The sequence below is a fragment of the Fibrobacter sp. UWT3 genome (assembly GCF_900230125.1).
GTDB lineage: Bacteria > Fibrobacterota > Fibrobacteria > Fibrobacterales > Fibrobacteraceae > Fibrobacter.
Window position 1 is genome coordinate 304,688 of the sequence record NZ_OCSS01000002.1, and the last position, 21,321, is coordinate 326,008.

Annotated in this window: 28 protein-coding genes and 1 tRNA gene; 1 reads left to right on the top strand and 28 read right to left on the bottom strand. The window is 56.3% G+C overall.

The features are described 5' to 3' along the window. Positions 1-56: 56 nt before the first annotated feature. The 8 genes from CRO08_RS08900 to CRO08_RS08935 all read right to left on the bottom strand — a co-directional run bounded on the left by CRO08_RS08900 (position 57) and on the right by CRO08_RS08935 (position 8,214). Positions 57-944 carry a nuclease-related domain-containing protein gene (locus CRO08_RS08900; protein WP_097035943.1) on the bottom strand — a complete coding sequence of 296 codons (888 nt, stop codon included), beginning with the start codon at positions 942-944 and terminating at the stop codon, positions 57-59. Positions 945-1,052: 108 nt separating this feature from the next. Next, complete coding sequence (locus tag CRO08_RS08905; protein WP_097035944.1) at positions 1,053-1,841, bottom strand: YggS family pyridoxal phosphate-dependent enzyme; 789 nt, start codon at positions 1,839-1,841, stop codon at positions 1,053-1,055. Positions 1,842-1,883: 42 nt separating this feature from the next. Next, entirely contained in the window at positions 1,884-2,324 is a 441-nt protein-coding gene (locus CRO08_RS08910) for a hypothetical protein (protein ID WP_097035945.1), read from the bottom strand. A 119-nt stretch (positions 2,325-2,443) separates the two neighbouring features. After that, complete coding sequence (gene lon / locus CRO08_RS08915; RefSeq protein ID WP_097035946.1) at positions 2,444-4,780, bottom strand: endopeptidase La; 2,337 nt, start codon at positions 4,778-4,780, stop codon at positions 2,444-2,446. 93 nt (positions 4,781-4,873) lie between these two features. Next, positions 4,874-6,229 carry an ATP-dependent Clp protease ATP-binding subunit ClpX gene (gene clpX / locus CRO08_RS08920; RefSeq protein WP_097035947.1) on the bottom strand — a complete coding sequence of 452 codons (1,356 nt, stop codon included), beginning with the start codon at positions 6,227-6,229 and terminating at the stop codon, positions 4,874-4,876. Between the two features lie 5 nt (positions 6,230-6,234). Further along, complete coding sequence (locus CRO08_RS08925) at positions 6,235-6,825, bottom strand: ATP-dependent Clp protease proteolytic subunit (protein ID WP_097035948.1); 591 nt, start codon at positions 6,823-6,825, stop codon at positions 6,235-6,237. A 13-nt stretch (positions 6,826-6,838) separates the two neighbouring features. Then, the gene (tig, locus tag CRO08_RS08930; RefSeq protein ID WP_072807567.1) at positions 6,839-8,098 is read right to left on the bottom strand and encodes a trigger factor; all 1,260 of its coding nucleotides are present in this window, start codon (positions 8,096-8,098) and stop codon (positions 6,839-6,841) included. Between the two features lie 36 nt (positions 8,099-8,134). After that, a tRNA-Leu gene (locus CRO08_RS08935) sits at positions 8,135-8,214 on the bottom strand. Positions 8,215-8,325: 111 nt separating this feature from the next. Here CRO08_RS08935 and CRO08_RS08940 point away from each other — a divergent pair. Further along, on the top strand, positions 8,326-9,513 hold the full coding sequence (locus CRO08_RS08940) for an oligosaccharide flippase family protein (RefSeq protein ID WP_176495110.1): 1,188 nt from the start codon (positions 8,326-8,328) through the stop codon (positions 9,511-9,513). Here the strand turns inward: CRO08_RS08940 and CRO08_RS08945 are convergent. The 20 genes from CRO08_RS08945 to rplN all read right to left on the bottom strand — a co-directional run bounded on the left by CRO08_RS08945 (position 9,442) and on the right by rplN (position 21,320). Then, positions 9,442-10,881 carry an O-antigen polymerase gene (locus CRO08_RS08945; protein ID WP_097035950.1) on the bottom strand — a complete coding sequence of 480 codons (1,440 nt, stop codon included), beginning with the start codon at positions 10,879-10,881 and terminating at the stop codon, positions 9,442-9,444. The two genes, CRO08_RS08940 and CRO08_RS08945, sit on opposite strands and share 72 nt — an antisense overlap. Positions 10,882-10,884: 3 nt before the next feature. Continuing rightward, the gene (locus CRO08_RS08950) at positions 10,885-12,087 is read right to left on the bottom strand and encodes a lipopolysaccharide biosynthesis protein (protein ID WP_097035951.1); all 1,203 of its coding nucleotides are present in this window, start codon (positions 12,085-12,087) and stop codon (positions 10,885-10,887) included. Between the two features lie 6 nt (positions 12,088-12,093). After that, on the bottom strand, positions 12,094-13,272 hold the full coding sequence (locus CRO08_RS08955) for a polysaccharide biosynthesis/export family protein (RefSeq protein ID WP_097035952.1): 1,179 nt from the start codon (positions 13,270-13,272) through the stop codon (positions 12,094-12,096). A gap of 148 nt (positions 13,273-13,420) precedes the next feature. Beyond that, on the bottom strand, positions 13,421-13,891 hold the full coding sequence (gene rplQ / locus CRO08_RS08960) for a 50S ribosomal protein L17 (protein WP_072807562.1): 471 nt from the start codon (positions 13,889-13,891) through the stop codon (positions 13,421-13,423). A gap of 2 nt (positions 13,892-13,893) precedes the next feature. Next, a complete protein-coding gene (locus CRO08_RS08965) occupies positions 13,894-14,868 on the bottom strand; it encodes a DNA-directed RNA polymerase subunit alpha (protein ID WP_072807561.1) in 975 nt (324 codons plus the stop codon). A gap of 18 nt (positions 14,869-14,886) precedes the next feature. Next, positions 14,887-15,315 carry a 30S ribosomal protein S11 gene (rpsK, locus tag CRO08_RS08970; RefSeq protein WP_173304119.1) on the bottom strand — a complete coding sequence of 143 codons (429 nt, stop codon included), beginning with the start codon at positions 15,313-15,315 and terminating at the stop codon, positions 14,887-14,889. Positions 15,316-15,341: 26 nt separating this feature from the next. Then, the gene (gene rpsM / locus CRO08_RS08975) at positions 15,342-15,710 is read right to left on the bottom strand and encodes a 30S ribosomal protein S13 (RefSeq protein WP_072807559.1); all 369 of its coding nucleotides are present in this window, start codon (positions 15,708-15,710) and stop codon (positions 15,342-15,344) included. 9 nt (positions 15,711-15,719) lie between these two features. Next, complete coding sequence (gene rpmJ, locus CRO08_RS08980) at positions 15,720-15,836, bottom strand: 50S ribosomal protein L36 (RefSeq protein ID WP_014546097.1); 117 nt, start codon at positions 15,834-15,836, stop codon at positions 15,720-15,722. A gap of 27 nt (positions 15,837-15,863) precedes the next feature. Next, positions 15,864-16,082, bottom strand: a complete 219-nt coding sequence (infA, locus tag CRO08_RS08985; protein ID WP_014546098.1) for a translation initiation factor IF-1 — start codon at positions 16,080-16,082, stop codon at positions 15,864-15,866. Further along, positions 16,082-17,440, bottom strand: coding sequence for a preprotein translocase subunit SecY (secY, locus tag CRO08_RS08990; RefSeq protein WP_072807558.1), 1,359 nt, complete (start codon positions 17,438-17,440; stop codon positions 16,082-16,084). The genes infA and secY overlap by 1 nt, the downstream gene beginning before the upstream one ends. Next, the gene (rplO, locus tag CRO08_RS08995; protein ID WP_072807557.1) at positions 17,440-17,880 is read right to left on the bottom strand and encodes a 50S ribosomal protein L15; all 441 of its coding nucleotides are present in this window, start codon (positions 17,878-17,880) and stop codon (positions 17,440-17,442) included. The genes secY and rplO overlap by 1 nt, the downstream gene beginning before the upstream one ends. A gap of 2 nt (positions 17,881-17,882) precedes the next feature. Further along, positions 17,883-18,062, bottom strand: a complete 180-nt coding sequence (gene rpmD, locus CRO08_RS09000) for a 50S ribosomal protein L30 (RefSeq protein WP_072807556.1) — start codon at positions 18,060-18,062, stop codon at positions 17,883-17,885. A 13-nt stretch (positions 18,063-18,075) separates the two neighbouring features. Beyond that, positions 18,076-18,558: a 30S ribosomal protein S5 gene (rpsE, locus tag CRO08_RS09005; protein WP_072807555.1), complete on the bottom strand. Its 483-nt coding sequence runs from the start codon at positions 18,556-18,558 to the stop codon at positions 18,076-18,078. Positions 18,559-18,569: 11 nt separating this feature from the next. Continuing rightward, the gene (gene rplR, locus CRO08_RS09010) at positions 18,570-18,941 is read right to left on the bottom strand and encodes a 50S ribosomal protein L18 (RefSeq protein WP_072807554.1); all 372 of its coding nucleotides are present in this window, start codon (positions 18,939-18,941) and stop codon (positions 18,570-18,572) included. A gap of 9 nt (positions 18,942-18,950) precedes the next feature. After that, on the bottom strand, positions 18,951-19,490 hold the full coding sequence (gene rplF / locus CRO08_RS09015; protein ID WP_097035953.1) for a 50S ribosomal protein L6: 540 nt from the start codon (positions 19,488-19,490) through the stop codon (positions 18,951-18,953). A gap of 8 nt (positions 19,491-19,498) precedes the next feature. After that, on the bottom strand, positions 19,499-19,894 hold the full coding sequence (rpsH, locus tag CRO08_RS09020; RefSeq protein WP_097035954.1) for a 30S ribosomal protein S8: 396 nt from the start codon (positions 19,892-19,894) through the stop codon (positions 19,499-19,501). Between the two features lie 14 nt (positions 19,895-19,908). Further along, on the bottom strand, positions 19,909-20,094 hold the full coding sequence (locus tag CRO08_RS09025) for a type Z 30S ribosomal protein S14 (RefSeq protein ID WP_014546106.1): 186 nt from the start codon (positions 20,092-20,094) through the stop codon (positions 19,909-19,911). A 9-nt stretch (positions 20,095-20,103) separates the two neighbouring features. Then, positions 20,104-20,643 (bottom strand): 50S ribosomal protein L5, encoded by a 540-nt coding sequence (rplE, locus tag CRO08_RS09030; RefSeq protein ID WP_097035955.1) that lies wholly within the window; start codon positions 20,641-20,643, stop codon positions 20,104-20,106. Between the two features lie 9 nt (positions 20,644-20,652). Then, positions 20,653-20,952, bottom strand: coding sequence for a 50S ribosomal protein L24 (rplX, locus tag CRO08_RS09035; protein ID WP_072807550.1), 300 nt, complete (start codon positions 20,950-20,952; stop codon positions 20,653-20,655). Then, positions 20,952-21,320 (bottom strand): 50S ribosomal protein L14, encoded by a 369-nt coding sequence (gene rplN / locus CRO08_RS09040; protein ID WP_072807549.1) that lies wholly within the window; start codon positions 21,318-21,320, stop codon positions 20,952-20,954. The genes rplX and rplN overlap by 1 nt, the downstream gene beginning before the upstream one ends. Position 21,321 lies beyond the last annotated feature (1 nt).

Genomic DNA, 21,321 nt, shown 5'->3' on the forward strand with positions numbered 1-21,321 from the left:
GAGGGAGTTGAATGCGCGAGTAAAAAAAAGTTTTTCGAGGGAACAAAATGTGTGCGTTATGTTGTGTGCAATTTTTGAACAGACTTCACGTGATTCTGCTGGACGCTTTCGGGAACGTTCACGCAGGGCTGCAGCGCCTGCCACCACGATTCCAGCGTGCGGGAATCATACACCTGCGGGCGCGAACTGAATGCATGCTCGAGCGATTCACGCAGTTCGCACAGGTGAAGCACCTGCCAACCATTCCCGTTATTGCCAAACTTGCCACTGGCAGGCACGTTCCTGAGCGTACACCTGTCGCTGAACACCACGAAGGAATATATGCTCGCGCTCTCGAGACGGACTCTCAACTGCCGGAGAAGCGCCCCCATGTGGCCCGTGTTCTGCCGGATGGGGTTATACAGCGTGTGATGCACCCGCGGGCCCAATTCCTGGTTCCAGCGTTCCATCTCGAGATCTCCCTCGATTTCGCCGGAGATGTTCTTCGTTTCGAAAACATAGATGCCCGTAACGTGCAACAGCACCGTATCGATTTCGGTATAACCCGCATGCGTCGGGATAAAAACGTTCTGCAATATGTAATGCTTTCGCTTGTCCCCGAACGCCGCCCGCGCTACGAGCGCCGACGTGGCCGCCTCGCCGAACTTTCCGTGAACGTCATCGGCCAGGGCGGCCTCGAGCCCGCGGGCCTTGCGCGCATCGACCGGAGGGCGATCCTCTTGCCGGAACTGCACGTCGCGCGCATTCCAGTAGCCCGCGCCGTCGAATCCGTTACCTGCGGGCGACTTGCGGGAGCGGGCACTCCCCCGCCTGCCGAACCCGCGGGGGGCATGCCTGCCGGGCCGACCTTGCCGTAAATCTCCGCGATGCCCGCTCTTCCGCCGCGTCAATACGAGCAGCAGGAATATTGCCACCAGGATAACTGCGAGGAGCGTAGAATTCATAGCGCTACACCGGGTCGTTTGTGAGCAACAAACGCCTTGTATTAACGAGGCGTGGTTGCGAGAGTGAGCGCATATTACATTTCACTTTTGCCTCTAGCGCGAACGGTCTTATAACTGTTTACTGTAGTCGCGCTCGCCGAAGAGAGCCGTGCCCACGCGAATCATCGTGGAGCCCTCCTCGATGGCGACTTCCAGGTCGCCCGTCATGCCCATCGAAAGCTGGTCGAAGTGGGCAAACGCACCGCCTTTCGCGAGGAACTTCTGCTGGAGGGTGCGTAGGAATGCGAAGCATTCGCGGCTGTCTTCGGCATTGCCCGTATTCTTTCCGATGGTCATGAGCCCGCGGAAGCGCAAGTGCGGGAAGTTTTCGCTCTTGCCGTCATCAGTCGCGGCGCCCGCCTTTGCGGCAAGGTCGTTCAAAAAAGCCTCGGCCTCGTGCACGTCGAGCCCGCTCTTCGTCTCTTCTTCGCCGGCGTTCACCTGGAAAAGAATATCGAGGATTTTGCCCGCGCCGTTCTCTCCGGGGAGAGCCGCGCAGACGCGTTCCAGTTTTTCTACCGCCTCGATGCTCGCGATGGAATGGATGCAGTCGGCGACAATCGCCGCCTTCTTTAACTTGTTGCTCTGCACGGGGCCAATCACGTGGCAACGTACGCGGCTCCCGTCCTTCGCCATGCGCGGAGCACTGAACTTGAGTTCGGCTTCTTGCACGCGGTTCTCGCCGAAGTCGGTTGCACCCAAACTAATTGCATTTTCCACGGCCTCTGCAGGGTGGAACTTGCTCACCCAAACGAGTTTTACCGATTCGCGGCTACGGCCCGCAATCTTGCAGGCTTCCGCAATCTTTGCCTCGAGAGTAGCAAGGTGTTCACGCATTTCTTCGAGAGTGAATTCCATTTTACGCCTCTAATTTTCCAACGCTCAAATATATAAAACGAGTTATCGTCTAGCAAGAAAAAGGCCCAGTAAAACAATGAGATAGCAAGCCAAGAAAATAAAGGACGGTAAACCAAGAATCCCCACCATTTCCCATTCCCACTTGATAGACAACCAAATAGCGCAGCCCAATATATACAGCCATCCTGGAATAAACGGAACAAACGAAATCTTGGCAATGGTAAAGAAATCATGCGGCGTGCGCCAAAGTTTTCTATAGACGCACACAAAAGGGGCGCACAAAGCGAATGGAATAAAAGGCCAAAACACTGCAGAAAGAATCCACGCCCGTTTATCCGGACCCGTACCATAATCTACATAAAAACCCAAAGCAATCGCTGCCACAGTTAAAATTGTCGGCAAAAGAAAAAGAACAGTTTCTGCAATCACAAAAAAGAGAACATCTCTTTTTTCAAGCGTATATAGTGGCTTATCTTTCGACATATAATTTGTCCGTCAAATTTCTTTATTCAAAATACAAAAAAAATCCCCGGAGCGCACCGGGGACAATAAATGTAACATGGACCCTCTCGCGCTTCGCGCTCCAGGGTGACATTCCTGTTTTACGACTTCGCCTTCTTCTGCACGAACAGAATCTTCACGATTTCGTCAATGTGCTTGTGCGTGTAGATCTTGAGGCCCTTCTTCGCGGGTGCCGGGAGCTCGTCCACGTCCTTCTTGTTTTGCGCAGGCAGGCGAAGCGTCTTCACGCCGGCCTGGAGTGCGGCAAGCGCCTTCTCGTTGAGCCCGCCAATTGCAAGGCATGCCCCCGTGAGGCTCACCTCGCCGGTAAACGCGACGTCAGGCGGCACGGGAATCCTGGTGAACGCAGAAAGCAGGCAGAGCGTGAGGGCGATCCCCGCAGAAGGCCCGTCCTTCGGCACGGCGCCTTCGGGCACGTGGATGTGGATGTCCGTCTTCTTGACAATCGCGGGGTCGATGCCAAAACGATGCAGGCGTTCGCGCACCAGGCTCACCGCAATCTGGGCGGATTCCTTCATCACGTCGCCAAGCTTTCCGGTCATGATAATCTGGCCCTTGCCGCTCAGGAGCATGCACTCGATGGGCAGAATCTCGCCGCCCACGCTCGTCCAGGCAAGGCCTGTAACCACGCCGGGGCGGCCCGGTTCGGGCAGCTGGCTGTCGAGGAATCTCGGGGCGCCGAGGTATTCCTGCAACTGCTTCTCGGTAACGGCGGGCTTAATCTTCTTGCCCATCACGATTTCCTTCGCACGGTGGCGCACCGCACTCTCGAGGGTGCGTTCCAGTTCGCGCACGCCCGCCTCACGGGTCCAGCCGCGCATCACCTGGTTGATAATCGCATCGTCAAACGAAACCTGCTCGCCGAGTTTTACGCCGGTGCGTTCGCAAATGCGCGGCACCAGGTACTTGCTTGCAATCTGCAGTTTTTCGTGCGGGTAGTAGCCGGGCAGGCGCACGATTTCGAGCCTGTCGCGCAGCGCCTCCGGGATTTCGCTCTCGCTGTTCGCCGTCGCGATAAACAGCACGCGGCTCAGGTCGAGCCCCACCTCCATAAAGTGGTCGGTAAAGTCGTGGTTCTGTTCCGGGTCAAGCACCTCGAGCATCGCGCTCGCGGGGTCGCCACGGAAGTCGCTCGCCATCTTGTCGATTTCGTCGAGCAGAATAATCGGGTTCATGCACTTGGCACGGCGCAGCGCATGGATAAAGCGGCCCGGCATCGCTCCGATGTAGGTACGGCGGTGGCCACGGATTTCGGCCTCGTCGCGCACGCCACCGAGCGTAATGCGCACAAAGTTACGCTGCATCGCGTTCGCAATTGATTCCACGAGGGTCGTCTTGCCCACGCCAGGAGGCCCCACAAGGCACAAAATCGGGGAACGGCGTTCGGTCCCGGTGAGTTTCAGCACCGCGACGTATTCCATGATGCGCTCCTTCACCTTGTCGAGCCCGAAGTGCTTGGAATCGAGCTCGCTCTTCACCTTCTTCATGTTGAGGACGGTGTCGGTGTACACGCCGTAGGGCAGGTTCAAAAACCAGTCGAGGTAATTGCGGCTCACCGCGTATTCCGGCGAGGTCGGCTGCATGAGCTTCATGCGGCTAATCTCGTCCTCGAGCTTTTCCACGATTGCCGGGGTAAAGTTCTTCGCCCTGATTTTCTTCAAGAGCTGTTCGGGTTCCGAGGCCCCTTCGCCATCGCCGTCCAGTTCATCCTGCAACTGGCGGATCTGTTCGGAGATAAACCATTCCTTCTGCTGTTGCGCCATCTTCTGGCGCACGCTCTGCTGCACGCGCACGAGCACGTTCTCGTTGTCCTCGGAAACGTCCATCAGTGCAAGCAGCTTCGCCGACATCTCGTCGAGCGTCGCAATCTCCAGAAAGCTCTGCTTCTCGGCAAGCGACACCTGCAAGAACGGAATCATCCCGTAATAGGCATCCAGCTGGTTTTCCATGCCGAAGAACGCATCGACCATGCCCTCGGCGATGTTCCTCTTTGTCGCGTAGTCGCGGAAGCGCGTGAGCACCTCGTCAAAAAGGGAGGTCTTGTCCTTGGCACCGATGCGCATCTTGCGCGGGGAAACCGTCACGTTCAAGAAGCCGTCGTTCATCAGGATGGAGCGCAGGTCCACGACCTCTTCGCCCTCGAGCACCACCTTCACGCAGCCGTTCGGGAACGGCATCACGTTACTCACATGCGCAATCACGCCCACCGAATACAGGTCGAGCATCGGGTTCTGGATTTCTTCAACGGTCACGTCCTTCTGTGCAACGAGGACTATTTCATTATTGTGGCTTTCGGCAAATTCAAGCGCGCGTAAAGACATGTCGCGGCCCACCAAAATACGGCGGGTCGTGTGCGGGAACACCACGGCATCCCTGAGCGGGAGCAGCGGATACGTTTTCGAAAAATCAAAGTTCATACACTGCAAAGATAGTATCTTAAAACAGGGCGAAAAAAAAGCAGTTGTCGCAAAAAATGCGACAACCGCAAAATCGGGTTAAAAGGTCTTGCCCTACGAAGCCTTCTTGCGGCCACGGCGCGGGGAATCCTTCACGAACTCGGATTCCGAAAGGTCGGCAACCCCGCCGAACTCCACGGAATTGTCCTCGGGAGAAGCTTCCTCGGAAGCGACGGCAAGTCCCTTCTTCACCGTATCGGCGGTCACCACGAGCTTCTTCACGTCGGAACCGGGCATCGAGAACATTGCCTTCTGCAGGGTGCGTTCCATGACGGAGCGGAGCCCGCGGGCACCGGTCTTGCGGCTCATCGTCTCGTGCACGATTTCCTTGAGGGCGTCGTCGGTAAACGAGAGTTCGATACCGTCCATCTCGAACAGGCTCTTGAACTGCTTCACGAGCGCGTTTTTCGGCTGCGTCAAGATGTTGAGCAATGCAGACTCGTCGAGTTCCTCGAGCGCGACCGCAATCGGCAAGCGGCCCACGATTTCGGGAATGAGCCCGAAACGGATAAGGTCGTCAGGTTCCAGCTGCTGGAACAGCTCGCTCAGCGTGTTGTCCTTCTCGCTGCGGATGTCGGCGCCGAAACCCATGCCGCCCTTGTTCACGCGCTGGGCAATAATCTTGTCGAGCGTCTCGAAGGCGCCACCGCAAATGAACAGGATGTTCTTGGTATTCACCTGCACCAGCGGCTGTTCGGGGTGTTTGCGGCCACCCTTCGGCGGCACTGCGGCAACGGTACCTTCCAGGAGCTTCAAAAGGCCCTGCTGCACACCTTCGCCACTCACGTCGCGAGTGATGGAGGGGTTCGCGGTCTTGCGCGCAATCTTGTCGATTTCGTCGATAAAGATGATTCCGCGTTCGGCCTTCGCCACGTCGTAATCGGCAGCCTGCAACAGGCGCACGATAATGCTGTCCACGTCCTCGCCCACGTAGCCCGCCTCGGTAAGCACCGTGGCGTCGGCAATGGTGAAGGGCACGTCCAGGAAGCGCGCCATGGTCTGCGCAAGGAGCGTCTTTCCGCTACCGGTGGGGCCCACCAGGAGCAGGTTGGACTTTTCCACCTCGACGCCCGGCGCATCGGCATGGGCCTGCCTGTAACGCAGGCGCTTGTAGTGGTTGTAGACGGCAACGGAGAGCGCAATCTTCGCCTGGTCCTGGCCAATCACGAACTCGTCCAGGTGCGCCTTGATTTCGGTCGGGAGCGGGAGCGGCTTCTGCACGGCAGCATCCGCCTTGGCCCTCTCCTGCATCGAGCGGGACTTGTCCTCTTCGATAATGCGGTGGCACATCGCCACGCAGTCACTACAAATCTGGACACCTGCGCCAGTAATCATCTTCTCGACACGTTCCGCGGGCTTTCCGCAGAAACTGCATGTCACGGTCGGATGGTTTTTCCCGCTACGGTACATGAGCGCTACACTCCCTCTTTACGCGGAATAAAAATTTCGTCGATAACGCCGAAGGACTTCGCTTCCTCGGGCCCCATGTAAAAGTCGCGGTCGGTCTTCGCGCGGACTTCGTCGATAGACTTGCCCGTATGCTTCGACACGATCTCGGTGAGGGTATCCTTGGTGCGGACGATTTCCTTCGCGGTAATCTGGATATCGGTAGATTGGCCGGTAGCGGCGCCCGACGGCTGGTGCAGCATGATGCGGGAATGCGGGAGCGCATAGCGCTTGCCCTTGGTACCCGCGGCAAGGAGCACGGCGGCCATCGAGGCACAGCTTCCGATGCAGATGGTCGCGATATTCGGGCGAACATGCTGCATGGTATCGTAAATGGCAAGTCCTGCCGACACGTAACCACCCGGGCTGTTGATATACAGCGTGATATCCTTCTCCGGGTTCTCGTACTCAAGGAAAATCAGCTGCGCCATGACGTTGTTCGCCACTTCATCGTTGATGGGCGTACCCAAGAAGATGATGCGCTCCTTGAGGAGGCGGGAGTAGATGTCGTAGGCGCGTTCACCACGCCCGGTGGTCTCAATGACGGTAGGAATGATCATTAACTAACCTCTTTTACTTGGTTTCTTCGGCAGCGGGGCGGATGCCCACGATGAAGTCCGCAGCCATCTGGACACGGAGTTCGTCACGCAGCTGGTTGATTCTGCCGCTCTGGCGGAAATGGTTCTTCAAATCTTCGAAGCCGATATGGTAGGCATTCGCCATCTGCTGGAGGCGTTCGTCCACCTTGGCCTGGCTCGCCTTGAGCTTTTCCTTCGTGGCGACGAAGTCGAGAATGCGGTGCTTCTTGATTTCGCGGATAGCCTCGGGAGAAAGCGTCTTCACCTGTTCTTCGGTCGGCTCGACGGCGTCCTTCTCGTCCTGCACGTTGCGGTTGAGCGACCACCTGATGAGGTCGAGCACGCGGGCGTTCGGCACCTCGAACGGGTTCTGCTCGATAAGCTTGTCGATAGCCTCGTTCACGGCCTTCGTCTTGGCGGCATCCTGCTTCTGGTTGGCGAGGCTCTCGGCGAGGTTGGCCTTCAGTTCGTCGACGTCCTTGACGCCCACCTGCTTGCAGAATTCCTCGTCGAAGGTCGGCGGCACGATTTCGCGCACGTCGGTGATTTCCACGTTAAACTGGGCGGTCTTGCCGCGGTAGCGTTCGTCCTTGTGGTCATCGGGGTACTTGAAGTTGATTTCCTTCTTGTCGCCCGCCTTGACGCCCATGAGGCCCTCGTCGAATCCCGGAGAGGCGGATTCGCCGAGCAGGCTACGGAATTCCTTGTTTTCGGGGAGTTCCTGCTTTTCGCCGTCGATAACGACCTCGATGTAGTTGCCCACGACGACATCGCCCTTGCCCGCGGCGCGGTCGACGTGCTCGTCCTTGCTCCACATCTTCACCAGGCGGTCAAATTCTTCCTGGACTTCCTCTTCGTGCACGGCGGTATCGGGAACGGTAATGCCCGTGTTGTCGTAGCCCTTGATGTCGATTTCGGGGTCAATTTCGACTTCGAGGGTCAGTGCGACGCCGGCTTCCTTGTTGTCTTCGAACTTGGTGACCTTGAGCTGGCCGACCGGGATAATGTTCGCGTTCTTGAGCGCCTCGCCCACAACCTTGTCGACGGTCTCGTTCACGGCCTCGTGACGGATGGCGTCACCGAACTGCTTCAGGATCATCGCCTTCGGGACCATGCCCTGGCGGAAACCCTTCAGGGCCACCTGCTTCTTGTACTGGGAAAGCTTCTTTTCGAAGGGGGCTTCAAGGTCGGCCTGCGGGATTGCGACTTCGAGGGTGCGCACGGTTGCGCTTGTTTCTTTGATTTCAACGGACATTATGGACTCCGATATGCGGTTTAATTTGAAATTCTCTGCGAAAGGAGGGAGTCGAACCCTCACACCGAAGTACCAGATCCTAAGTCTGGCGCGTCTGCCAATTCCGCCACTTTCGCGTTTCCGCACCCAAAATTAGAAAAAGTCCAAAACATTTGCGAGCAAAACATCTATTTTATCCCTCGTTGCAAGTATTCAAGAACATAAAGATCGGCGTTTTCATTTCCTTGGTGAACATACTCATACAAGGCGTTTCCGTCCTTGTACAGAATATTATCGCAAATAACCTCGGAATTGTCAACTTCGGATATTTCGGAATCTTACAAAGCGATTACACCATATTCTGCGCGCTCGCCGATTTCGGCATGGCCACGCTCATTCTCGCCTATTTCGGGAAAAGGGCCACCGAGGGCAGGCTGTTCAGGAACGTGCTGCAGCTGAGGCTCCTCACCACGGCTATCGCCGCCAGCGCGATGGTCATCTTCGCGATTGTCGCACGCCACGACCACCCCGCCTTCTGGGGCGAACTCATTCTCGCCTTCGGGCTACTGTTCCAGCACGCGTTCTTCGACTGGTACTTCATCTGCGGGAACTTCTGGAAAAAGCTGCTCATCTCGAAAATACTCCACACCGTATCGTACACCGCCATCATGGGCATCGCACTCTGCGTGCTCCGCTTTGATTCCATCGCGCCCATCGCGCTTTCGATGGTGCTCGCGGCACTGCCCGCGTTCGGGTTCGGCGTGCGGCAGGCGTTTACCCCGGCAGTCCTTTCTATCGGCAGGCATGCGCGCAGGTTCTTCACCCTCATGTTCAAATCCGCGGTCCCCTACGCCATCGCGAGCATCGCAAGCTTCGCCTACCTGCCGGTGGGGCTATACACCGCATCGCATGCCGCAACTCCCGAATTCCTCGGCTCGTACAGCTTTGCGCATAAACTAATAATACTGGCGTCGGGGCTCATGGTACACTTCATATCGTCGAGCCTCATATCGCTCCACCAGACCGACAGCCGCACGCTCCACCTGCGCGATATCGGGATATTCACGCTGTTTATAGCCGCGGTGAGCACGCCGTTCTCGGTGTTCCCCGAATGGACGCTCAAGATAATCTTCTTTGCAGCGCCCTGGACAAGCGACGTGCTATACACGAGTTCGCTTTGCCTCCGCATACTCACCTGCTCGCTCATACTGCAGGCCATCCGCATGAACATGATATCCACCCTGCTCAAGGAACGCCGCATGGCGCTCTACTGCACGCTCATAGCCCTCGGCGGCATTTTCAATATCGGCGTGTGCTACTACGGGTCGGGCATGTTCGCGCCCGAATGCATTCCCGCGCTCACCCTAGCGGGCGACGTCTTCTTGACCATCGCGCTGGCATTCTACTTCACCCTCAAGCGGCGCATCCGCTGGTAGGCACTCCGCGCCGCCTTCCCGCGCATCACCGGTATCGGCAGTCGCATCTGCAAGCCCTGCAGGCGACTGGCCCGCAGGCTCGGCGCCTTCCTGCGAAAGTTCCACGGGCCTAGAGCATATCGTGGTCACTAGGTATATCGCCACGCCCCACATGCAGTAGATGCTCTGCTTGTAGCCCGAGGTAAAAAACCACCAGCCCACGAAGTAGATAAAGAACACGTGGAACATCACCTGCCTCGGCGTAAACGGCCTGCATAGCTTCAGGTGCAGAACCGTAAGGCCTATGCCGCACAGGAACGGGAAGAACAGCACTCCCAGCAGGTGGAAATCCTTGTAGACATCCCACAGGTAGTTCACGGTGTTGAACCCGTACTCCTTCTGGATGCTCTCGTTGAACGCGTCGTCCCAGCCGAACGAATTCCTGAAACTCCCCGGGATGCGGAAGAACTCGAGGAACCCGCTCAAAAAATCGAGCCCGTAGGTATGCGGGTGGTACTCGTCGTCGTTGGGCGGGTTAATCGCGTAGTCCATGTTCCAGTAGTTGTTGGCCACGTACTTGTACGGGAGCACCACCAACACCTCGAGCGCCTTGTTCTCGACCCCCTTGGTGCCGTACTGGTTACGCAGGTTACTGATGGCGACAAAGCTCAGGATGGCAACCGCCATCGCGATAAGGATAATGAGCGGCGATATGCGCTTGTAGAGATAGTTGATGAGTATCATCAAGAATCCCAGGTTGAAAAAGAGCGCCGTACGGTTCGGGTAGGCAAGCAGGTTCACGACAATCACCACGAACACCATCACGAACGAGACGCGCCTCACCCACACCACATCGTTGAACTTCTTGAACGCGGCAACCCCGAACATGAGCACGCACAGGGGCCCGCTACTGAACAGCAGCGGAAAGTACCCGTAGCTCACGTCCTTGCTCATCCAGCGGCCCGGATTCTCGGTGAATATGATGAGGTTTCCCGCGACCGCGATAATCTTTACCACGCCCACAAGGAACAAAGCAAACATGAAAAACGAAATTACCAGGTGGAGCCGCCAGTTGTAGCCCTGCGGGGGAGTCGCCTCCACGACGCGCACCGGGAGAGAGCGCGCCTTCGCCGTAAGTTTGGCCACAAAGCAGCCCGTACAGAAGGAGACAAGCCCGAGTATCCACACCATCCAGGTAAGCGGCTTGAAGTCCGACATGAACGCGTCTATCTGCAGGTAGGCAATCGCAAGCGTTATACACTGCGAAAAACAATAAACCGTCACCGGACTAAAGAAGTCCTTCTTCAGGAGCCACGACTGCAACAGGCAAAAGAGCACTACCAGAAGGAGCGCGCACGTTACCGGATATACAGCCATCCAGTGAAACATAGGCTATGCCTTCTGTTTTCTGAAGAACCCCTTGAACGCCTTCCACTGCTCGGCGACCGATGAACCGCGCGCCTCCTCTTCCTTGAGGTAGTCGAGCGTGTTCGCAACAATCGTCGCGATGAGGAACGTGACGAACACGGTAAAGATGAGGGTCACGCCGCGCAGGGGGGCGACCTTCTTATCATTTTCCCAAGGAGCTTCCAGCACGTGCAGGTTGGTGAGCATCTTGGATTCCTCCATGCGGAGTTCCTCGCTCTGCTGGCGCAGAATCTTGTAGAGCGCTTCCTGGATCTTTATCTGCGCCTTCCACTGCATGTACTCGGTCGTCAGTTCGGGAGACTTCTTGAGCGACACCACGCCCACGTTCTTCTGCTTGCCGTTGAGGGCGCCGTTCAATGCGGAGTTCACGCTCTTGTAGCGCTTGGAAAGTTCGTCGTAGCGCTTGCTGCCTTCGCCGCGGTCCGCCTTCTCGAACGCAAGTTCAATCGAGAGTTCCTCGCGCCTGCTCTGCAGTTCGCCCAAATACTTGATGGTCGATTCCAGCTGGATTTCCGGGTCGTAGAAGTCGTGTTCCACCTGGAACTTGGTAAAGCCCTGCAACAGCGAGTCGAGCGCATGCTCGCACGAATCCAGGCGCGACTGCATGTATTCCCTCGACTGCTTCGCCTGCGCCGTCTTGAACGCGTTGAACGCGGAATCCGCCTTGTCGAGCATGAACTGCACCATGGCGGCGGCAAGCTTGTAGTCCTTGTCCTCGATGGCGACCTCGAACATGCTTTCCTTGTTGCAGTCGAGGCTGAAGTTCTTGCGGAATTCCTTCAGCAGGTCGGCATGGAAGTTGCCGTCGAACTCGTAGTGCTCGGCAAGGTTGAACTTGTCGATGACCATGTTGTGGAGCTCCCACGAGTTGAGGATAGTCCACACGGCGTTCGCGTCGTTATCGCTGAACGAAAAACCGAGAAGCGAACTGAGGCCGCCCGAAGCCCCGCCCAGAAGGCTGCCCAGACCCTGGAGGCTCGTCTTCGATGCCGAGGGGGGAGTGACAATCGCCTTGGAACGGTACGTGGGCTCGATTACCCACATCACGAGGGCGAACACCGCGAGCGTAGGTATAATCACGATAGAGGCGCACAGCCAAAAGTGCCGCAGGTTGCTGTTGATGAGCCTGAGGCAGACTTCGATAAATCCTGAACTCTCTTGTTTCATAGTGCGCTACTTTTTGTTGTAACTGGCGTAGATGATGAAGGCCGAGGACACCACCGTGAGGAGCGAGGCGAGGAACAGCGTAAAGTCCTTGAACGCCTCGTAGCGGCTCTTGGGAATCTCGATGTAGTCGCCGGGGAGAATCGGGTCCTCGGTAACGCTCAGCTTCAGCGGGTCGGGCTTGTTGCCGCGCCACACCTTCACCTGGCTCCACGTACCCGAAATCGTGTTGAGACCAGCCGCGGCGATGTAGTCGATGGCGTGCCAGCTCGGGTTGTATTCCACCTGCCCAATGCGGGCAACGGCGCCGCCCACGTAAACGAGCATCTCCTTCACGGTAAACTCGAGTTCCGTGTTGGCCTGCACCGTGGTCTTGCTCATCTCGGTTATGGGAATCCAGCGCGGGTCGCTACCCGGTTCGCGCACGCACACGGCCTTGTAGCCGTAGTTGTGGAGGCGGCCGGCGCCCGAAAGCTCGAAGTATTCCTGGATGGTGCGCCCTTCCTTGTAGGGCACGCTCGTGCGGTATCCCGGGAACAGGAGCGCGACGTTCTCGCCCATCACCTGGTAGGGCACGAATATCCGGTCACCCTGCTCTATAATCGGGTCACTCGCGAAATCGCCCTTGGTCGATATCGCGTTGAAGTCGATATGCAGTGTATCGTCGTTCCTAATAAGGGTAATGTCTTCTAGGTTCGCGGTCGGGAGCGGACCGCCCGCCTGCCGGATAAAGTAGCTGAGGCGCGTCTGCGGGTCCACCGGGTGCTGGCCCACGTGCACCACCGCGCCCATGATGCTCGCGCGGAACCGCTTGAGGGCCGAAAGCTGCACGTAGCAGTACTCGCGCTTGTAGCGCTTCGATGCAAGGTCGAGGATAAGTTCGCGGGCCTCGGCGAGGGTCTTGCCCGCCACCTTCACGGAACCGCATTCCTCGATTGCGACATAGCCGTCCGGGTAAATCTGCACCGTCAGGTAGTTGTTCTCGAGCCCGATATCGAGAAAGTCGCCCGGCCCCAGCTTGTACGTGGAATCGACGGTGACTTCCGAATACGCGGGAGCAAGCGTCACGCTGCTCCTGGGCTGGATTCCCTGCTGGGTCACGCCGGTAACACCGCTCGGGAGCGTCGCCGAAAACGAGAGGGCGCAAAAAGCAGACAGGAACAGGATAAATGTCGCGAACCTAGACATAATTCATTAACCAGCAATAAAATAGACGTTCTACAAAAATACAAAAAAAGCGTGCCTACAGAGTCATTCCCGTGTCATTTTTATATACGACAACGGTAAATAGAAAGGCCCGGCAAATACGCCGGGCCTTTCTAAACGTGTCGAAACCTTAGTTCGAAGCCTTGCCTTCGCCTTCGACCATGCTAACGGCATCGGACTTGGCGGGTTCAGCAGCCTTCTTTTCCTTCACGACGATCTCGTCTTCGACGAGGCCGATGAGGGCCATTTCGGCAGCGTCACCAGCGCGGTTCGGGCCGAGCTTGATGATGCGAGTGTAGCCACCGTTGCGGGTCGCGTAGCGCGGGCCGATGGTAGCAAACAGGTCCTGCAGCACCTTCGGGCTCGTGATGAAGCGGGCAGCTTCGCGACGGGCAGAAAGGTCGCCCTTCTTCGCGTAGGTAATCATGCGGTCCACGTTGGAGCGGACAATCTTTGCCTTGTGGAGCGTAGTGCGCACGTAGCGGGCAGACTGTTCGGCTTCCATGCCCTTACCGATAATGGAGGTAGCAAGGGCGCGGAGGATGGCACGCTTGTGTTGGGCGTTCACGCCCAGTTTCTTGTTCTTTACACCGTGTCTCATTGTTAATCCTTCAAGTAGTCATCGACGTCCATGCCAAAAGAAAGGCCCATGGAGGTCAATACCTCGTTAAGTTCCACCAAGGACTTCCTTCCGAAGTTCTTGTATTTGAGCATATCGTTTTCCTTGTTGCGCACAAGTTCGCCGACGGTATGGATGTTGGCCATACGCAGGCAGTTGCTGGAACGAACGGAGAGTTCGAGTTCTTCCACGCGAGTGCGCAGGAGCGTCGCAATACGCTGGCGTTCTTCGTCCATCTCGATTTCTTCGGGGCTCTCGAGGTCGCCTTCGAAGTTGATGAAGATTTCCAGGTGATCGACGAGGAGCTTCGCAGCGTATGCGAGGGCGTCTTCGGGATCAATGGAGCCGTCAGTCGTGATTTCGAGTTCCAGGCGGTTGAAATCGGTACGCTGTCCAACGCGGGTATCGCTGATGTGCATCGCGACCTGCTGCACCGGGTTGAAGTTAGCGTCCGTGGCGATAACGCCGATCGGAGCGTCCTTGTCCTTCAATTCGTCGGCACGGACAAAACCGCGGCCACAGGAGATCTTCACATCCATGGAGAGCGAAGCGTTCCCGTTCAATGTCGCGATATGGACATCCGGGGTCAGGATGACCACGTTCGGATTGTCCATGAAGTCCTTGGCCGTGACTTCGCCGTCACCGGACATATCCAGGTGCAGTGTTTCGTCATGGTCGGAAAGGAGCTTCACGCGGATGCTCTTCAAGTTCAGGATGATATCCGTGACATCTTCCTTGACACCCGGAATCGTAGACATTTCCTTTTCAACGCCTTCGATTTTCACGGAGACGATTGCCGCACCCTGCAGGGAGGAAAGAAGCACACGGCGGAGAGCGTTACCGAGCGTGATGCCCCAGCCCCTTTCGAGAGCTTCGACAACAAACTTGGCCTTGCGACCGTCTTCGCTAGATTCCACCTTCTGGAAGCTACGCGGCATCTGAAGTGATTTCCACATCATAGGCGATACCTCTTTGGATTAGACCCTTCTCTTCTTTTTAGGACGGCAACCGTTGTGCGGAATACCCGTCACGTCTCGAATGGAGAGAACTTCGAGGCCCGCATTCTTGAGAGCGCGGACGGCGGACTCACGGCCACCACCGGCACCCTTCACGCGGACATCCACCTTGCGCATGCCGAGGTCGAAAGCCTTGTGGGCGGCAGTTTCGGCAGCGAGCTGGGCGGCAAACGGAGTGCTCTTGCGGGAGCCCTTGAAGCCGGAGTTACCGGGGGAACCCCAAGCGACGACGTTGCCACGAGCGTCGGTGATAGAGACGATTGTGTTGTTGAAGGTGGCGTTGACGCAGGCGATGCCCTGGATGTCAATACGCTTCTTGCCCTTCTTGACCTTAACTTCTTCAGTAGCGGCTGCGGCCGGAGCTTCAGCAGCGGCAGCGGTTTCCTTGATTTCTTCTTCAGCCACGACGAATCTCCTTACTTCTTCTTGTTAGCCACAGTCTTCTTGGGGCCCTTGCGGGTACGGGCGTTGGTACGGGAACGCTGACCGCGGACCGGCAGGCCCTTGCGGTGGCGGATACCACGGTAGCAACCGATATCCAAGAGACGCTTGATGTTCAGGGTAACTTCCGCGCGGAGCTGACCTTCCACGGAGTATTCGTCTTCGAGAAGATGACGAATCTTACCTTGTTCTTCTTCGGTGAGGTCATCGCACTTCTTGTTCTTGTCGATGCCCAGCTGAGCACAGACCTTGTTTGCGGTGAACAGACCGACACCATAGATTGCCGTGAGGCCGTACTCGACGGTCTTGTTTTTCGGCAAATCGACACCAGCTATACGTGCCATACGATCTCCTTATCCCTGCTTCTGCTTGTGACGGGGGTTCTTCGAACAGATGATGCGCAATACACCCTTGCGACGGATGATCTTGCAGTTTTCACATCTGGGTTTGATGGAGGCTTTGATTTTCATAGGTTTGACCTTCTTTGAAAATACCTATTACTTGTAACGGTAAGTGATTCTTCCACGATTGAGGTCGTAGGGAGAAATTTCTACCAACACTTTATCGTCCGGCAAAATTCGGATGAAATGCCGACGCATCTTTCCTGAAACATGTGCGAGGATCTCGTGACCATTTCCGAGTTGGACACGGAAGAATGCGTTGGGGAGAGCTTCCAACACAACGCCTTCTACTTGAATGCCTTCTTCTTTAGCCACTAAGATGCCATCCTGCCGCGGATGCGGCCATGCTTCAAGAAACCTTCATAATTCTTGGTATGCAACTGGGCTTCGAGTTGACGAAGCGTATCCAGCGCCACACCGACCACGATAAGTACCGAGGTGCCCCCAATATAGAAACTCATATCGAAGGCGTCTTTCAGATACCAGGGCGCAACGCTAATAAAAGCGAGGTAAAGCGACCCGGGAAGAGAAATTCGGGTTAAAACGTGGTCAATATATTCGGCCGTCTGCTTGCCCGGACGAACTCCCGGAATGAATCCCCCAGACTTCTTCAGGTTTTCGGCAATGTCGTTAGGGTTGTACTGGATTGCCGTGTAGAAGAAGGTGAAGAATATGATAAGGAGCGCGTCGATCACGCTGTAGGACAGGTGACCAGGGACGAACGCGATGGCGAACGACTGCATCGCAGAAACGTTCGGGAACCAAGATGCGATCATGGCCGGAATGAACATGATGCAGCTTGCGAAAATCACGGGGATCACGCCAGCGGTATTCACCTTGAAGGGCAAATAGCTGGACTGGCCGCCCATGACCTTGTTGCCGACAGTCCTGCGAGGACTTTGGAGTGGAATGCGACGGTTCGCCTGCTCTACGAAAACGATAAATCCGATAATCACGACCACGATAGCGAGAATGATGATTTCGCTAGCGAGCGGCTGGATATCTTCCTTGAACATTTCCCATTGGGCGAGGAAGGCCCGCGGAAGGCCCCCGACGATACCGGCGAAGATGATAAGAGAAATACCGTTGCCCACACCGTGCGAAGTAATCTGTTCGCCCAGGTACATCACGAAGATGGTTCCTGCGGTGAAGGTCAGGGTAGCAAGTAAGCGGAAACCGATGTTACCGGCACCGGTGGCGAAGTCGTCTGCGAGAGCAGAAACCTGGACACCGGAAACGGACACCTTGAGGGAGGAAAGCCACACAGAAATGCCCCAGCCCTGCAAGGCGGCGAGAGCCACCGTAAAGTAGCGGGTGTACTGGTTCAACTTGGCGCGGCCTTCCTGACCTTCCTTCTGGAGCATCTGGATGCCCGGGATAACGGAGCCCATCAACTGGATGATGATGCTCGCGCTAATGTAAGGCATGATACCCAGGGCGAACACGGTCGCTTTCGCAAACGCACCGCCCGTGAAGGAGTCGTACAGGCCGAACAGGTTGTTCGAGTTCTTGAAGTATTCTGCCAGCACGGCAGCGTTTACTCCGGGGATTGTGATGTGGGCGCCCACGCGGTAGATGATGAGCACGGCGAGCGTGAAGAGAATCTTCTTACGCAGGTCGGCTATCTTGAACGCGTTGACGAACGCATCTATGGCTTTCTTGAGAGCTTCCATTAGACGATCTCGACTTTGCCGCCGGCAGCTTCGATTGCAGACTTTGCAGCTTCGCTGATGGCGTTAACCTTTACGTTGATTGCCTTGTCGATGGTTCCAAAAGCGAGGACCTTGATCGGTTTGTCAATATCCTTGATGAAACCCTGGTCGAACATCACCTGAGCGTCGAAGTCCGTGACGCTAACGCCAGCGAGCTTCTTCAGGTTCACGATCTGGAATTCAACACCGGCGTGCTTGAAACCACGCTTCGGGATGCGACGGTGGATCGGCATCTGGCCGCCTTCGAAGGCGACACGACCGGCCTGGGCGCTCTTACGAGCACCGGCACCCTTCTGACCACGGCCAGCGGTGGTGCCCCAACCGGAACCCGGACCGCGACCAATGCGCTTGCGGCTCTTGCCCTTGGCAGCCTTGCCAGGATTGAGAGTATTGAGTTCCATTATTAGATCTCCTCGACCTTCACCATGTCAGCCACGGCATTGATCATGCCCTGGATGCTGGGGGTCAAAACGTGTTCAACAGACTGTCCGATCTTGCGGAGGCCAAGGGCCTTCACATTGGCACGGTGCACCGGCAGGCGGCGAACAGTGCCCTTGATCAAAGTAATACGAACTTTCTTCATGGTGTATTACTCCTTAGGCTTCAAAACCGCGCAGCTTGGCGCAGTCCTGCTTGTTCTTCTGGGACATCAGGCCTTCCAGGCAAGCGCTGACGACAGTGCTCGGGTTGGAAGAACCGTGAATCTTGGTGAGGATGTTGCGCACACCGGCGAGTTCGAGAACAGCACGGGCGGCAGCACCGGCGATAACGCCAGTACCCGGAGCAGCCGGCATGAGGAGGATGCGGGTAGAACCGCTCTTCACTTCGATGTCGTGCGGGATGGTGCCGTCGAGGAGCTGGACTTCGACGATATTGCGCTGAGCGGCTTCGGTACCCTTGCGGATGGCTTCGGAAACTTCCTTAGCCTTGCCGAGACCCACGCCGACCTTGCCGTTCTTGTTGCCGACGACAACGAGAGCGGAGAAGGACATACGGCGACCGCCCTTGACGGTCTTTGCGCAACGGTTGATGTGTACAACCTTGTCTTCAAATTCAGAAACTTGAGCTTCGCGTTCCAAAGTGTACCTCACTAGAATTTGAGTCCGCCTTCACGAGCTCCCTCAGCGAGAGCCTGAACGCGACCGTGATAGATGTAACCGCCGCGGTCAAAGACCACGGATTCAATGCCCTTGGACTTCGCGATTTCAGCGATCTGGAGGCCAAGCTGCTTGGCCTGTTCCGTCTTCGTCATTTCGGCGAACTTGCCCTGGAATTCCTTGGCAGTCGTTGCGACCTGAGCGAGAGACTTGTTGTTCGCATCATCGATAATCTGGGCGACCATGTGGGACAAGGAACGGCGAACAGCCAAACGAGGGCATTCTGCAGTTCCGACAACAGTCTTGCGCACACGAGCATGGCGTGCGATTCTGGACTGGATTCTTTTCTTAGCAATTGCAGTCATAGTTTACCCTTATTTACCTGTCTTCTTACCTTGCTTACGGCGGATGATTTCGCCGGTGTACTTGATGCCCTTGCCCTTGTACGGTTCAGGCTTCCTGTACTTGCGGATTTCTGCAGCAGCCTGGCCGACCTTCTGCTTGTCGATGCCGGAGATGGAAATCTTCAGCGGGTCGACAGCCTTGAGCTCGACGCCTTCGGGTGCCTTGAAAATGACCGGGTGGGAGAAACCGAGAACGAGGTTCAGGTCCTTGCCCTTCTGTTCGACGCGGTAGCCCACACCGACGATTTCGAGAGTCTTCTCGAAACCCTTGGTGACGCCTTCGACCATGTTGGCGACGAGGGCGCGGGTGGTACCGTGCATAGCGCGGGAGAACTTTTCATCGTTCGGACGGGTGAAGGAAAGCTGGTTGCCTTCGAGCTTGATGGAGATCAGCTCGTGAACGTTAGTTTCCAGCTTGCCCTTGGGGCCTTCCACCTTGATGTTCTGACCATTGACGTTAACTTTAACGCCAGCCGGGATATTGATAATAGCTTTTCCGATACGGGACATCTTTTACCTCACCAGACCTTTGCGACAACTTCGCCACCCACCTTCTGTTCGCGGGCTTCGTGGTCAGTCATCACACCTTTAGATGTGGAGATAATCGCATAGCCGAGGCCGTTACGGACACGCGGGAGCTTGGCCACGTCAACGTAGTGGCGAAGACCCGGCGTAGAAACGCGCTGGAGGCCCTGGATTGCGGGAACGCCGTTGGTGTAGCGGAGCAGGACCTTGAGGATACCCTGCTTGCCGTCTTCGACCACGACGAACTTCTTAATGAAACCTTTTTCCTGCAGAACGCGTGCAATTTCACGCTTCAGGTTGCTGGCAGGAATGTCCACCACGGGGAGCTTAGCCTTGCAGGCGTTGCGCACGCGGGTGAGCATATCGGCGATAGGATCTGTCATTGCCATGAGTTATACTCTCCTTACCAAGACGACTTTGTGATACCGGGGATTTCGCCGGCGAGTGCCATTTCGCGGAAGCAAATACGGCAAAGGCCAAAGCGGCGCATAAAGGCGTGCGGCCTACCGCAACGCTTGCAACGGTTATACCCACGAACGGTATACTTCGGGGTACGCTTGCATTTTTCAATCATTCTTCTGCTTGCCATGGTATTACCTTACTTCCTGAAGGGGAGTCCAAGTTCTTCGAGCAGGGCGCGGCCTTCGTCGTCCGTCTTGGCGGAAGTCACGAAGGAGATGTCCATACCGAAGGTACGAGAAATCTTATCGATATCGATTTCGACGAAGATCGTCTGTTCCTTGATACCGAGGGTGAAGTTACCCATTCCATCAAAACCACGGCGAGCGAGACCACGGAAGTCACGGACACGCGGGAGGTTGATGTTGATGAAACGATAGAGGAAGTCCCACATCATGTCGCCGTGGAGAGTCACCTTGGCACCGATGCCGAGGCCTTCACGGAGGTGGAAGTTGGCGATAGCCTTCTTCGCGGTGGTGACGACTGCCTTCTGACCGGTGATGGCCGTGAGGGTTTCAGCGGCTTCGTCGAGAATCTTGCGATTCTGAGCGGCAGCGCCCACGCCCATGTTCACCACGATCTTCTGGAGACGGGGAATTTCCATCACGTTCTTGTAGGCAAACTTTGCTTGCAAGGCCGGAACGACTTTTTCGAGATAAAATTGCTTCATCTGGTTCATTTCTTTACCTTACACAGCCTTTCCAGTCTTGACACTGGTACGAACGCCCTTCTTGCCCTTCTCGCGAACGATGCGGGTACGGACAGGCGTGTTGCCTTCGAGGAGCATCACGTTGGAAATGTCGATGGGCATTTCCTTCTCGATGATGCCGCCAGTTTGGTTGGTCTGGCTCGGCTTCTCGTGACGCTTGCAGACGTTCACGTCCTTGACGGTCACCTTGCCGGCCTTGACACTAATCACGGTGCCGGTCTTGCCCTTGAAGGCACCGGAAATCACCTTGACGTTATCATTCTTCTTGATGTTTGCCATTAGAGAACCTCAGGTGCGAGGGAGATGATCTTCATGTAATTCTTTTCGCGGAGCTCACGAGCCACCGGTCCAAAAATACGGGTTCCACGCGGTTCGCCATCCTTGGTGATGAGCACAACTGCGTTGTCCGAGAAACGAATGAACGTTCCGTCCGGACGGGAGATTTCTTTGCGCGTACGCACGACAACGGCGTCGGCCACGGAACCCTTCTTCACCTTGCTCTGGGGGATAGCGTCCTTAACGGCTACCTTGATGACATCACCGATGCTAGCATAGCGACGGTTCGTGCCACCCAAAACACGGATGCAGGCGACTTCCTTGGCTCCACTGTTGTCAGCCACGACGAGTCTGGTTTCTTCTTGAATCATA

Bases quoted from the DNA above. Each gene is read 5' to 3' on its own strand.
- CRO08_RS08900 (WP_097035943.1), bottom strand. From the start codon at position 944: ATGAATTCTACGCTCCTCGCAGTTATCCTGGTGGCAATATTCCTGCTG.
- CRO08_RS08905 (WP_097035944.1), bottom strand. From the start codon at position 1,841: ATGGAATTCACTCTCGAAGAAATGCGTGAACACCTTGCTACTCTCGAG.
- CRO08_RS08910 (WP_097035945.1), bottom strand. From the start codon at position 2,324: ATGTCGAAAGATAAGCCACTATATACGCTTGAAAAAAGAGATGTTCTC.
- lon (WP_097035946.1), bottom strand. From the start codon at position 4,780: ATGAACTTTGATTTTTCGAAAACGTATCCGCTGCTCCCGCTCAGGGAT.
- clpX (WP_097035947.1), bottom strand. From the start codon at position 6,229: ATGTACCGTAGCGGGAAAAACCATCCGACCGTGACATGCAGTTTCTGC.
- CRO08_RS08925 (WP_097035948.1), bottom strand. From the start codon at position 6,825: ATGATCATTCCTACCGTCATTGAGACCACCGGGCGTGGTGAACGCGCC.
- tig (WP_072807567.1), bottom strand. From the start codon at position 8,098: ATGTCCGTTGAAATCAAAGAAACAAGCGCAACCGTGCGCACCCTCGAA.
- CRO08_RS08945 (WP_097035950.1), bottom strand. From the start codon at position 10,881: ATGTTTCACTGGATGGCTGTATATCCGGTAACGTGCGCGCTCCTTCTG.
- CRO08_RS08950 (WP_097035951.1), bottom strand. From the start codon at position 12,087: ATGAAACAAGAGAGTTCAGGATTTATCGAAGTCTGCCTCAGGCTCATC.
- CRO08_RS08955 (WP_097035952.1), bottom strand. From the start codon at position 13,272: ATGTCTAGGTTCGCGACATTTATCCTGTTCCTGTCTGCTTTTTGCGCC.
- rplQ (WP_072807562.1), bottom strand. From the start codon at position 13,891: ATGAGACACGGTGTAAAGAACAAGAAACTGGGCGTGAACGCCCAACAC.
- CRO08_RS08965 (WP_072807561.1), bottom strand. From the start codon at position 14,868: ATGATGTGGAAATCACTTCAGATGCCGCGTAGCTTCCAGAAGGTGGAA.
- rpsM (WP_072807559.1), bottom strand. From the start codon at position 15,710: ATGGCACGTATAGCTGGTGTCGATTTGCCGAAAAACAAGACCGTCGAG.
- rpmJ (WP_014546097.1), bottom strand. From the start codon at position 15,836: ATGAAAATCAAAGCCTCCATCAAACCCAGATGTGAAAACTGCAAGATC.
- secY (WP_072807558.1), bottom strand. From the start codon at position 17,440: ATGGAAGCTCTCAAGAAAGCCATAGATGCGTTCGTCAACGCGTTCAAG.
- rplO (WP_072807557.1), bottom strand. From the start codon at position 17,880: ATGGAACTCAATACTCTCAATCCTGGCAAGGCTGCCAAGGGCAAGAGC.
- rpmD (WP_072807556.1), bottom strand. From the start codon at position 18,062: ATGAAGAAAGTTCGTATTACTTTGATCAAGGGCACTGTTCGCCGCCTG.
- rplR (WP_072807554.1), bottom strand. From the start codon at position 18,941: ATGACTGCAATTGCTAAGAAAAGAATCCAGTCCAGAATCGCACGCCAT.
- rplF (WP_097035953.1), bottom strand. From the start codon at position 19,490: ATGTCCCGTATCGGAAAAGCTATTATCAATATCCCGGCTGGCGTTAAA.
- rpsH (WP_097035954.1), bottom strand. From the start codon at position 19,894: ATGGCAATGACAGATCCTATCGCCGATATGCTCACCCGCGTGCGCAAC.
- CRO08_RS09025 (WP_014546106.1), bottom strand. From the start codon at position 20,094: ATGGCAAGCAGAAGAATGATTGAAAAATGCAAGCGTACCCCGAAGTAT.
- rplE (WP_097035955.1), bottom strand. From the start codon at position 20,643: ATGAACCAGATGAAGCAATTTTATCTCGAAAAAGTCGTTCCGGCCTTG.
- rplX (WP_072807550.1), bottom strand. From the start codon at position 20,952: ATGGCAAACATCAAGAAGAATGATAACGTCAAGGTGATTTCCGGTGCC.
- rplN (WP_072807549.1), bottom strand. From the start codon at position 21,320: ATGATTCAAGAAGAAACCAGACTCGTCGTGGCTGACAACAGTGGAGCC.